10 protein-coding genes are annotated in these 12,100 nt (G+C 64.0%); 9 read left to right on the forward strand and 1 reads right to left on the reverse strand.

Features of this window, described 5'->3' with window-relative positions; genetic code table 11:
• Nucleotides 1-73: 73 nt before the first annotated feature.
• The gene (locus tag QMG25_RS12075; protein ID WP_283460483.1) at nt 74-793 is read left to right on the forward strand and encodes an SOS response-associated peptidase; all 720 of its coding nucleotides are present in this window, start codon (nt 74-76) and stop codon (nt 791-793) included.
• Between the two features lie 153 nt (nt 794-946).
• Nucleotides 947-1,819, forward strand: a complete 873-nt coding sequence (locus QMG25_RS12080; protein ID WP_283460485.1) for a class II glutamine amidotransferase — start codon at nt 947-949, stop codon at nt 1,817-1,819.
• A gap of 79 nt (nt 1,820-1,898) precedes the next feature.
• On the opposite strand, the gene QMG25_RS12085 is transcribed toward QMG25_RS12080, so the two are convergent.
• Nucleotides 1,899-2,405 carry a GNAT family N-acetyltransferase gene (locus tag QMG25_RS12085; protein WP_283460487.1) on the reverse strand — a complete coding sequence of 169 codons (507 nt, stop codon included), beginning with the start codon at nt 2,403-2,405 and terminating at the stop codon, nt 1,899-1,901.
• Nucleotides 2,406-2,707: 302 nt separating this feature from the next.
• Between QMG25_RS12085 and QMG25_RS12090 the strand changes: the two genes are divergently transcribed.
• The 7 genes from QMG25_RS12090 (at nt 2,708) to QMG25_RS12120 (ending at nt 11,891) form a co-directional block, all read left to right on the forward strand.
• On the forward strand, nt 2,708-3,046 hold the full coding sequence (locus QMG25_RS12090; protein WP_283460489.1) for a hypothetical protein: 339 nt from the start codon (nt 2,708-2,710) through the stop codon (nt 3,044-3,046).
• Nucleotides 3,039-6,620 carry a DNA polymerase III subunit alpha gene (locus QMG25_RS12095; protein WP_283460492.1) on the forward strand — a complete coding sequence of 1,194 codons (3,582 nt, stop codon included), beginning with the start codon at nt 3,039-3,041 and terminating at the stop codon, nt 6,618-6,620. Before QMG25_RS12090 ends, QMG25_RS12095 begins: the two co-directional genes overlap by 8 nt.
• Nucleotides 6,621-6,622: 2 nt before the next feature.
• Nucleotides 6,623-8,629 (forward strand): threonine--tRNA ligase, encoded by a 2,007-nt coding sequence (thrS, locus tag QMG25_RS12100; protein ID WP_283460493.1) that lies wholly within the window; start codon nt 6,623-6,625, stop codon nt 8,627-8,629.
• Nucleotides 8,626-9,243, forward strand: coding sequence for an HIT family protein (locus tag QMG25_RS12105; RefSeq protein WP_283460495.1), 618 nt, complete (start codon nt 8,626-8,628; stop codon nt 9,241-9,243). The genes thrS and QMG25_RS12105 overlap by 4 nt, the downstream gene beginning before the upstream one ends.
• Nucleotides 9,236-9,877, forward strand: a complete 642-nt coding sequence (gene pgsA / locus QMG25_RS12110; protein WP_283460497.1) for a phosphatidylinositol phosphate synthase — start codon at nt 9,236-9,238, stop codon at nt 9,875-9,877. The genes QMG25_RS12105 and pgsA overlap by 8 nt, the downstream gene beginning before the upstream one ends.
• Nucleotides 9,878-9,982: 105 nt before the next feature.
• The gene (gene pdxS / locus QMG25_RS12115; RefSeq protein WP_283460499.1) at nt 9,983-10,885 is read left to right on the forward strand and encodes a pyridoxal 5'-phosphate synthase lyase subunit PdxS; all 903 of its coding nucleotides are present in this window, start codon (nt 9,983-9,985) and stop codon (nt 10,883-10,885) included.
• Nucleotides 10,886-11,117: 232 nt separating this feature from the next.
• Nucleotides 11,118-11,891, forward strand: coding sequence for a dihydrodipicolinate synthase family protein (locus QMG25_RS12120; RefSeq protein WP_283460501.1), 774 nt, complete (start codon nt 11,118-11,120; stop codon nt 11,889-11,891).
• Nucleotides 11,892-12,100: the final 209 nt, after the last annotated feature.

Raw genomic sequence — 12,100 nt, forward strand, 5'->3', positions numbered from 1 at the left:
TGTGAGTGCTGCTGTCCATGACAACGCTACCGGGCAGAGTGCATATTCCCGGAGTTGTGCCACCATGGAATGCATGTGCGGACGATATGTCATGGCCAGGGCTGTCGGCGACCTGGTGGCCGAGCTCGAAGCGGAAGCCGATGCCAACCTGGAGCTGCGGGCCTCCTGGAACGTGGCTCCCACCACGGATGTGCCCATAGTGCTCGAACGGCTCGTCGACGGCGCCCTGCACCGGCAGGTGCATGTGGCCAAGTGGGGCCTGGTGCCGCGCTGGGCCAAGGATCCCGGCGTCGCCGTGCGCGCCTTCAACGCCCGCAGCGAGACGGTGCTTGAAAAGCCCACGTTCCGTGCCGCTGCCAAGACCCGGCGCTGCGCGGTGCCCGCGGAGGGGTACTACGAGTGGAAGAAGCTTCCCGACGGCAAGAAGCAACCGTACTTTGTGCATGCCAAGGACGGCTCGCTCATCACCTTCGCCGGACTGTATGAGTGGTGGAAGGACCCTGAAAAGGACGACGCCGACCCCGAAGCCTGGCTGCTCTCCTGCACCATTCTGACCATGGAGTCCCCGGCCGACGGCGAATTGGCCACCCTCCACGACCGGCTCCCTGTCCCGATGGGCAGCGAGTTCATGGCCGAATGGCTCAACCCGGTGCCGGGTGAGGTTGCCGGGCTGCTGGACAGGGTCCTTTCCGAGGCCCACCAGCTGGCCGGCGAATGGCAGCTGGACCCGGTGGGTGCCGACGTCGGCAACGTGCGCAACAACTCCCCGGAACTCACGGCGCCGCTCCGCTGACATGGTCCCGGAGCCTGCGCGCGAAAATGCCTGGTCGATTGGCCGCAAGCACCCTACGCTTGCGGTAAGGATCCACCCACACCGGGGCGGACGACCCCGGCGACCCCGCCACCCGGTACGGCGAACCGGTCCTTGAGGAAAGGATGCCCGGACATGTGCCGACTCTTTGGACTGCACGCCGGCACGGAGACCGTGAAGGCCACGTTTTGGTTGTTGAAGGCCACCGACAGCCTGTCGGTGCAGAGCCACCGCGCACCGGACGGCACGGGGATTGGCGTTTTCAACGGCCAGGACACTCCCACGGTGAGCAAGCAGCCCATGGCCGCCTGGCAGGACGCAGACTTTGCCTGCTCGGCCAAGACCCTGGAAGGCACCAAGTTCCTGGCCCACGTCCGGTATGCGTCCACGGGCGGCCACACCACGGAGAACACCCACCCGTTCGAGCAGGACGGCAGGCTTTTTGCCCACAACGGCGTGGTGCACGGGTTGGCCGAGCTGGAGGCCCGCATTGCCGAATGCGGGGGAACCGGCTTGGTTCGCGGCCAGACGGACAGCGAAAGGATGTTTGCCCTGGTCACCGCGGAGGTGCGCCGCAATGGCGGGGACGTGGGGGGTGGAGTGGTCGCGGCGATGGCATGGATCGCAGGCAACCTGCCCGTGTACAGCCTGAACTTCATCCTCGCCACCGCCACGGAACTGTGGGCACTGCGTTACCCGGAAGCACATCAGCTGCATGTCCTGGAACGCTGTGCAGGCGGGCACGATGGAGGGACGTTGCAGGCCGGAAGCCAAGGAATTCAGGCGCACTGCAAGGACTTGATGGACAAGGAATCGGTGGTGGTGGCCAGCGAGCCCATGGACGCGGATCCCGGCTGGCGCTTGCTGGCGCCCGGGGAAATGCTCCATGTGGACAGCGGGCTGGGAGTCACATCAAGCCTTCCGCTACCGCCTCAGCCGGCACACCGGCTGGCACTCGCAGACCTCGAACCTGCTGCGGCGGCCTCCCAGCATCCAATCGGCGGCTGACGGATACCGGCCTGGCAGTTTGAGTCCGGCAGTGCCATCCAGACAGCCAGCCAGGCGGGTGGGCTTGGCTTGGTGGGCTTTAGCCGTCCGAGTCGTCGGAAGACCAGCGATGGAAGTCAAGGGACAGATACAGGGCAAGGGCTGCGGAGTTGGTGGCTTCAACCTGGAGAGAAACATCACTCCGGCCCTCATTGAACAAAGTGTCCATGGTAACCAGCACAAGTTCCTCGGCCAAGCCGCGGCGGCGGTGGTTGCGGTCGGTGATCAGTTCAATGATGAAAGGGGCGTCGGGGGCGCCGTGGCCGGTGAAGCGATCCACCACCAGCACAGCGGCCACAATTTCGCCATCGTCATCCAGCGCCACATGGGATGCCTCGTGGAGCAACCGGCCCCACTTTCCCTCGAAGGCGGAGCGCATGTCGGCCAGTGCCACGGAAAGATTTTCACCGGCAGCGCCAGCCTCATACGCGCTGAAATACAGCTCGCCAAGGCGTTGCAGATCGGTGTCCTGCACGGTCCGCGTTGCTGTTTTGAACTCGCGTTCCAACGGGTTGGTCTTGGCGATGAGGGTGACCATGTCAGTCATGGAACGCTCCTTAAATCGTTGTGGCGCCGGCAGCGCGTGCAGGCCAAAGGCCCTAAGGCCATGCTAGACGCCTGTGTGCGTTGTCAGCTATCTGCTTCATAACGTTTGCTGCACGGATTCTGTGCCGAACAAGTGCCGGCTGCTGCGAGTGGCCGAAGTGGCGGGTAGTTTCCGCGTGGAGTTGAGCGTACACTTAAATTCGATCGAATATATGTACTAATACGAATGAATCATCCGGAACGGACCTTGTGGTTTGGGCGGCTTGAGTGGTTTGAGCAGCTGGATGGGGATGGAACGCGCACATGGGCAGCTTCAGTGAGGGCATTGATGTGGTGAGCTCGCCCGAAGGGGAGCTTTTGCAGTTGTGCTGGCGCGGCGCTCATTACGCCATCGAGCCGCATCCCTTGTGCTGGTACGAGCGCCGGTCTTGGTGGGAGAGCGAATCCCGCGTACCCCCGGGGGAGGGGGCCGGGATTGTGGACCTGCAAATGTGGCGCTTGCAGCTTCGGCGCGAAGGAACCCCAGGCTGCTTGACCCTCGATGTTGTCCATTATCTGCCCGGCGGACAGTGGCGGGTCATTAAAATTCATGACGCAGTGGATGAAGTGTTTTGGCCGGAGGAGTTGGCGGACGGTGCGTAACTTTGTCCATTTGCATAGTTCATCCGCCTTCAGCGCCCACTTTGGAGTGTCGTGGCCGGAGGAGCTGGCACAGGTTGCCGCCGTGGATGGCGACGCACTGGCCGTCACCGACAGGGACGGCCTCTATGGGGCGGTCAAGCATGTCAAGGCGTGCATGGCTGCCGGCATCGACCCCATCATCGGCGTTGACCTGGCCGTGGTGGAGGATGGGCCGGGCGGGCCGGTGGCAGCGGGCCGGGTGGTGGTCCTGGCCCACGGCGGGACATTTCTGCCGCCGGGCACGGGCTACGCCGCGCTGTGCCGGCTGGTGTCGGCAGCCCACGCCGGCACGCCAGTGGGGCTCACACTTGACCAGCTGGCCGCCGGAGTGCTGGACCCGGAATCCGGGAAACCCGCGCTAACGGTTTTGCTCGGCCCCGCATCTCCCGTCGGCAGGTCGCTGCACGGACGCAAGTACCTGCTGCCGCGCACCAAATTCCTGCAATGGCACAAGGCCATGCCGGACGGAGCAATGGTGGTGGAAATTGCCAGCCACCTCAGCGCGCCCGGCGCCCCGCTGAGCACTGCCCACGCCGTGCGGATGCTCAAGTTGGCGCAGGAGTTCAACGTTCCGGCGGTGTTGAGCAACGCCGCCCGCTACGCCCATGCCGAAGACGCCCCCACGGCCGATGTCCTGGATGCGGCAAGGAACGTGATGCCGTTGGGAGAACTCCACGAGCTGCAGCCCACGGGACAGGCTTGGCTCAAGAGCGCCGCCCAGATGCGTGCCGTGGCCAAGGAAATTGTGTACCAGGGCGGATACGGCAACGCCGAACTAAGCCAACTATGGGCCAACACCGCCCAGTTGGCGGACAAGTGCAGGCTTGACCCGGCTGCAGACTTGGGCTGGAAGCAACCGGCAACCCCGGAAATGGATGTGCTCGGGTTGACGGGCACCGCCGGTGTGGAACTTCGTCAACGCAGTGAGGCGGGGCTTGTCCAACGCTTTGGCAACCTCAGCGGAACCAAGCTGCTGACTGTGCGCAACAGGCTGGAGACGGAACTGGCCACGATTGGCGGCTTGGGCTTTGAATCCTACTTTCTCACCGTGGCAGAAGTTTCGGACATGATCCGCACCATGGGGGTGCGGCGGGCAGCAAGGGGCTCGGGGGCGTCCTCGCTTGTCAACTACTTGCTGGGCATCAGCGCCGTGGACCCCATCGCCAACGACCTGCTCTTTGAAAGGTTCCTCTCAGCGGACAGGTCCACGCTGCCCGACATCGACCTGGATGTGGAAAGCGCGGAGCGCCACAACGTGTACAGGGGGATTTTTGAACGCTTTGGCCCCAAGCGGGTGACCTTGATGAGCATGCAAAACAGCTACCGTGCCCGGGGCGCTGTCAGGGATGCCGGCATGGCACTGGGCATGGACAGGGGAGACATTGACCAGATAGCCAAACAGCTGTGGCGGTTTTCGGCAGGCTCCTTCAGGGAAGCACTGGAGGAAAAACCCGAGCTGCGCGACCTGGCCGCCCAGGTCCGCGACTCCCGCCACGCCGACGGCGGCGGCCAGCTGGACCTCCTGGTGGACCTCACCGAACGTCTTGACAGCCTGCCCCGGCACATCTCCATGCACCCGTGCGGGGTCATCCTGGGAGACTCCGGGCTGCTCAACCGCACCCCCGTGCAGCCCAGCGGCATGGGACTGCCCATGAGCCAGTTCGACAAACACGACATGGACGCCATGGGCATGCTCAAACTCGATGTCCTGGGCGTGCGCATGCAAAGCGCCATGGCCTATGCGGTCCGGGAAATCATCCGCCTGCACCCCACAAGGGAAGCCGTGGCGGAGGAAGGCGGGCACGCCCCCGACGCACCCTTCATCACCGAAGGAGGGGGAATTGACCTTGACGCCGTCCCGTTCGACGACGAACCCACCTTTGAACTGATCCGCAGCACCCACACACTGGGCTGCTTCCAAATCGAATCCCCGGGCCAGCGCGAGCTCGTGGGGAAAATGGCCCCCGCTGAATTCAGCGACCTCATCATCGACATCTCCTTGTTCCGGCCCGGACCGATGAAATCAAACATGGTCAAACCATTTCTGGAAAACCGGGCAGGCTTCTCGCCGGCACACTACGCCCACCCCGACCTCATCCCCGTGCTGGAAGAAACCCATGGAGTCACGGTTTTCCACGAACAAGTGCTGCGCACCCTCAGCACCATGACAGGGTGCACCTTGTCCAGGGCAGACGAGTTCAGGCGGGGATTGGGGAACCCGTCCGCCGAGCCCGCCGTGGAAAAGTACTTCAGGGCCAAAGCCGCGGGGAACGGCTACAGCCAGGCTGTCATTGAGGAGGTGTGGGGGACTCTTGCCGCGTTTGGCAGCTTTGGCTTCTGCAAGGCGCACGGGGCGGCCTTTGCCGTGCCCACCTACCAGTCGGCCTGGCTGAAAGCACACCATCCTGCTGAATTCATGGCAGGACTGTGGGAACACGACCCCGGCATGTATCCGCTCCGCCTGATCGTGGCAGAGGCAAGGCGCATGGGCATCCCCATCCTGCCCCTTGACATCAATGCCAGCGGCGGGCAGTACCGCGCCGAACGCACCGCGGCCAATGTGACGGGCATCCGCATGAGCCTTGCCGGTGTTTACGGGCTCTCCGGCACCGAGCTCAAGCGCATCCTCGCCGGCCAGCCCTACGGCTCCCTGGCCGAGCTGCGCGACAGGGGAAGACTGAGCCGGCCCATCCTGAAACGACTGGCTCAATTGGGCGCCCTGGACTCCCTGCATCGCCGGGCACAACAGAGAACAGGGAACACCGCCAACCGTGCCGACCTCATCGCCCACGTCAACAGTTTGCCGGCGCACAAGGCCAACAAGCGCAATGAGCCCATCTCCGGGCAGCTGGCCCTGCCCATGGAGGATGTGGAACTGGGCGCGCTCGCAGCCAGGCACCCTGCGGCAGGGTTGGCCGAGACTGTGCGCACCGAACTAGACCTGCTCTCCGTCGATGTGAGCGGGCACCTGATGGAAAGCTACGCCCCGCTGCTGGATCGGCTGGGTGTCAGCCGGGCCGAGCAGCTGCTGGGCTTGCGCAACAACACCGAAATTTTGGTGGCCGGGGTGCGGGTGGCCACCCAAACACCGCCCATGCGCGGCGGCAAAAGGGTGGTGTTCATCAGCATTGACGACGGCACCGGCTGCGTGGACGCCACCTTCTTCAGCGAGGCGCAGGAAAAGTCCGGCCCCCTGCTCTTTGGCACCCGCATGCTGCTGATCCGCGGGCTGACACGGCGCACCGGCCCGCGAGGCATCACCGTGCAGGCGTTGGAAGCCTGGGATTTGCAGGACCTGGACATGAACTCGCTGCCCGGGTCGCTGCTTGGGGCGCTGCCGGAAATGCGGCCGGAGCCAGTGCCGGACATGGAGCCAAATATGCGCCCTGGCTCGCTGGCAGGCTCGCCTTCCGAGGCGTTGCCGGAGCCCCCGTGTTGGCCGGTGCACCGGCATGCAGATATCATCGAGGAGGCCCACAGCAACCCCCGTATGTTGCTTGGACATGGGGCCGCACAGGACAAATCAAGGAGTTAGACGTGCCAGTGGATTCACAAGTCACCATCAAGGTCGAGGGCAACGAGACCGCGGTGGCCACCGGCACCACTGGTGCGGAACTATTCTTTGACCGCCGCGAAGTTGTTGTCATGCGCGTGGACGGGGTTTTGAAGGACCTTTCGGCAGTGCTCGAAGCCGGCGCCGAGGTGCAGCCCGTCACCATTGATTCCCCCGACGGCCTCGACGTGTTGCGCCACTCCACCGCCCACGTCATGGCCCAGGCTGTGCAGCAGCTGCGCCCGGACGCGAAACTGGGCATTGGCCCGTACATCACCGACGGGTTCTACTTCGACTTCGACGTGGCCGAGCCTTTCACTCCAGAGGACTTGAAGACCCTTGAGAAGATGATGCTCAAGATCGTCAACCAGAACCAAAAATTCGCCCGCCGCGTCGTCACCGAGGACCAGGCCCGCGAAGCCATGGCCCACGAGCCCTACAAGCTGGAGCTTTTGGGCAAGAAGAACGACGGCGACACCGCCGAAGGCGTCAACGTCGAGGTGGGCGCCGGGGAGATCACCATCTATGACAACGTGGACCGCAAATCCGGTGACCTTGTTTGGTGCGATTTGTGCCGCGGCCCGCACCTGCAAAACACGAAGCTGATCTCCAACGCCTTCGCCCTCACCCGCACCTCCGCCGCCTACTGGCTGGGCAACCAGAACAACCAGCAGCTGCAGCGCATCTACGGAACGGCCTGGCCCACCAAGGACGCTTTGAAGGCCTACCAGGAGCGCATCGCCGAAGCCGAGCGCCGCGACCACCGCAAGCTCGGCGTCGAGCTTGACCTGTTCTCCTTCCCCGACGAGCTGGGCTCCGGCCTGCCCATCTTCCACCCCAAGGGCGGCATCATCCGCAAGGAAATGGAAGACTACTCCCGCAAGCGGCACGTTGAGGCCGGCTACGACTTCGTTTACACCCCGCACATCACCAAGGCCAACCTGTACGAGGTCTCCGGGCATCTCGACTGGTACAAGGACGGCATGTTCCCGCCCATGCACGTGGACGCCGAGCTCAATGAGGACGGCACGGTGCGCAAGCCCGGCCAGGATTACTACCTCAAGCCGATGAACTGCCCCATGCACAACCTGATCTTCCGGTCCCGCGGACGCTCTTACCGTGAACTGCCGCTGCGCCTGTTCGAGTTCGGTTCCGTGTACCGCTACGAAAAGTCCGGCGTGGTCCACGGCCTCACCCGTGTCCGCGGCATGACACAGGACGACGCGCACATCTACTGCACCAAGGAGCAGATGAAGGATGAGCTCACCGAAACGTTGAACTTTGTGCTGTCGCTGCTCAAGGACTACGGCTTGGACGACTTCTACCTGGAGCTCTCCACCAAGGATCCGGAAAAGTTCGTCGGCGACGACGCCGTTTGGGAGGAAGCCACCCAAACCCTGGCCGAAGTGGCCGAGGCGTCGGGGCTGGAACTGGTGGCCGACCCTGAAGGAGCCGCGTTCTACGGCCCGAAGATCTCCGTTCAAGCGAAGGATGCGCTGGGACGCACTTGGCAGATGTCCACCATCCAGCTGGACTTCAACCTGCCCGACCGCTTTGAACTTGAGTACCAGGCCGCCGACGGCACCCGCCAGCGGCCGGTCATGATCCACCGCGCACTGTTTGGTTCGGTGGAGCGCTTCATGGCCGTGCTGACTGAGCACTACGCCGGGGCCTTCCCCGCCTGGCTCTCACCCGTGCAGGTGGTGGCCATCCCGGTGGCCGAAGCGTTCAACGACTACATGTTCGACGTCGTCGCCAAGCTCAAGGAAGCCGGCATCCGTGCCGAGGTGGACATTTCAAGCGACCGCTTCCCGAAGAAGATCCGCACCGCCAGCAAGGACAAAGTCCCGTTTGTGCTGATTGCCGGCGGGGACGACGCAGACGCCAACGCAGTGTCCTTCCGCTTCCGCGACGGCAGCCAAGACAACGGCGTGGCAGTCGATGACGCGGTGGCCCGCATTGTCGAAGCTGTTGGGAACCGCACGGCGTGAGTGAATTTGGTGGGGCGCCCGAGCCTATTCCAGTCGATGATTTTGAACTCCCCGGGGTTCCAGACGCCTTCCAACGACTCTGGACGCCCCACCGGCTCGCCTATGTGAAGGGCGGGCAGGAGCAGGTCACCGGCAAGCACAACTGCCCTTTTTGCGAAGCGCCCGGGCGCAGCGACGAGGAATCCTTGATCGTCCACCGCGGGGAACTGGCCTATGTCATCCTGAACCTGTACCCGTACAACGCCGGACACCTGCTGGTGTGTCCGTACCGCCACGTGCCCGACTACACCGACTTGACGGTGGCCGAGACGGCCGAGTTTGCCGCCCTCTCCCAACAGGCCATGCGTGTTCTGCGCCAGGTGGCGAACCCGTCGGGCTTCAACCTGGGCATGAACCAGGGCGTCACGGGCGGGGCGGGCATTGCCGCGCACCTGCACCAACACGTGGTGCCGCGGTGGGGAGGGGACGGAAACTTCCTGCCCATCATCGCCGAGACGAAGGCCATCACCCAAACCCTGGGGGATGTCCGCCACCAGGTCTCCGCGGCCTGGGCCACCGCCAGCGGGGGCCCGTCGGCGACGGAAGCTGCCGAGGAGGGGGAGAGCAGTGCTTAATAAATATGCCCGCGCACTCTTCGCCGCCATCTTCACCCCGGTGGCTGCCTTGTTGGTGCGGCTGCGGGTTTCACCGGACGCCGTCACCATCGTAGGCACCTTGGGCGTGGCAGCAGGGGCCTTGATCGGCTACCCGCTGGGGGAGTTGTTCTGGGGCACTGTTGTCATCACTGTCTTCGTCTTCTCGGACATCGTCGACGGGCTCATGGCCCGCATGCTGGGCCGCTCCGGAAAGTGGGGTGCCTTCCTTGACTCAACGCTTGACAGGGTGGGCGACGGCGCCGTGTTCGCTGGCATTGTCGTGTGGTTCTACACTGGCGGCAACAACCACTTCATCGCCGCCATGGCACTGACCTGCCTGGTGCTGGGTTCGATCGTCTCCTACGCCAAGGCACGGGCCGAAGGCCTGGGCATGAGCGCCAACGTGGGCATTGCCGAACGCTCCGACAGGCTCGTGGTGGTGCTCGTGGCGACCGGGCTGGTGGGGCTGGGCATCCCGGAAGCCGTGCTCGCCGTCGTGCTTGTCCTGCTGGCACTTGCAAGCCTTGTCACAGTGTTCCAGCGAATTGGCACCGTGCGCCGGCAGGCCCACGATCCCAACCTCGCGCAAGGGCAGCAAAAGCAGGGGCAGTAACACCAGTTTTAGGCGGCGCAGAACCCCGGAATAGACTGGCGACACCCGTGCGACGCATCACGTTTGCGGGCTTAGAAACTATTGTTCTCATCCAGAGGGGTTTTTGTGTCTACACCCGATGTAACACCGGTAACCGGCAGCAGCCGCGTCAAGCGCGGCATGGCGGACATGCTCAAGGGCGGCGTCATCATGGACGTTGTCAACGTTGAACAGGCAAAAATTGCCGAAGATGCCGGCGCCGTGGCCGTCATGGCACTGGAACGCGTTCCGGCCGACATCCGTGCCCAGGGCGGCGTCTCGCGCGCCAGCGACCCGGACATGATCGACGCCATCATCGCCGCCGTGTCCATCCCCGTGATGGCCAAGGCCCGGATCGGCCACTTCGTTGAGGCCCAGGTCCTTGAGTCCTTGGGCGTTGACTACGTGGACGAGTCCGAGGTCCTGACCCCGGCCGACTACGAGCACCACATCGACAAGTGGAACTTCAAGGTTCCCTTCGTCTGTGGCGCCACCAACTTGGGCGAGGCCCTGCGCCGCATCAACGAAGGTGCCGCCATGATCCGCTCCAAGGGTGAAGCCGGCACCGGCGACGTCTCCAACGCCACGGGCCACATGCGCAAGATCCGCACCCAGATCGCCCAGCTGGCAGCTCTGCCCAAGGACGAGCTGTACGTTGCCGCCAAGGAACTTGCCGCCCCGTACGAGCTCGTGAAGGAAGTTGCCGCCTCCGGCAAGCTCCCCGTGGTGCTGTTCACCGCCGGCGGCATCGCAACCCCTGCCGATGCTGCCATGATGATGCAGCTCGGCGCCGACGGCGTTTTTGTCGGCTCCGGCATCTTCAAGTCAGGCAACCCGGCCCAGCGAGCCGCTGCCGTGGTCAAGGCGACCACGTTCTTCGACGATCCCAGCGTTATTGCGGATGTCTCCCGCGGCCTGGGCGAAGCCATGGTGGGCATCAACGTCGCAGACATCCCGGCGCCTCACCGCCTGGCCGAGCGCGGCTGGTAGCAAGCAGCAACAGTAACAACACCGGCAGTAAACCGGCAGCAATCGGTGGCGGCACCCGGCTCGCGCTTCACGGCGTGAGCCGGGTGCCGCCGTCGTCTTCCGCCCTTTCGACGCTCCTGCACTTTCGGGGCGCAATCTTCCGACCCTCCTGCACCTTTCGGCCTTCCGCACCGATGCTCGCGCAGTTTCGGGGCACAATAGGCTGACGCTCCCTCGACTCAGGACTCCTCCCATGCCACAGGCTTTTACCGGTCTTCTTGCCTATCCAGTCACACCGTTGACGCACGACGACGAACTCGACCAGGGTGCCTTGGCGCGGCTTGTAGCCAACGCGGCCAGGGCAGGGGTGTCCGGCGTAACCGTCCTGGCCACCTCCGGTGCCGGGGTGCTGTTTGACAGGGCGGAGAGGCGTGCTGCGACAGAGACTGCTGTTGAGGCCGCAGCGGGATCCGCCGGGCCGGGAGAGTCGTCGATTCCCGTCTGTTCGGCTGTCAGCGCCGCTTCCACCCGCGAAACGGTGAACTTGGCCAAGGATGCTGAGCAGGTGGGCGCTGACGGGCTCCTGCTGGCCCCGTTTTCCTACCTGCCGTTGTCCGATGCGGAAGTTCGGGAACTCTTCGGGCAGGTGGCTGATGCCACATCCATCCCCTTGTGCTTCTACAACAAGCCGCTTCAGACACAGTATGACGTCACGGCGGAGACTCTGGCCGTGCTGGCGGAGACTGCGAACTTGGTTGCCGTGAAGGAATCCATGCGCCGCCCCGATCTTGCAGGTAGGGTGCAAGAGTTGCGGGACGCTGTGGGCGCCGGCTTCTCCATCGGGCTCAGTGCGGACGTGCAACTGCTGTCGACGTTGCCGGAGGCTGATGCATGGCACACCGGGCTGGCAGACTTGATGCTCCGGGAGTATGCACAAGTATGGCGAAACACCTGTTCCGGCAGCCCCCAAGGCAACAGTCTGGCACGCCTGAGGAGCATGGCCGCAGCCCTGTGTCAAGGGCCATGAGCTTCTGCCCACCAGCGGCCAGGTTATCTGCCCGCTGGTGGCCATTAAAAATGCCCGGATATGGCCATGAGATCTGCCCGCAAATATAGATGCGTGGTTGGCCATACCGGTGCGGTGTGTTAGCTCAGTTGTGCCACTCCCTTCCCTGCTAGGGCCTGGGTCAGCCTGACGGAGTCGCCACTGGTTTGGCAGACATGGGCATGATGCAG

The sequence above is a fragment of the Arthrobacter sp. H35-D1 genome (genome assembly GCF_030063185.1).
Classification (GTDB): Bacteria; Actinomycetota; Actinomycetes; order Actinomycetales; family Micrococcaceae; genus Specibacter.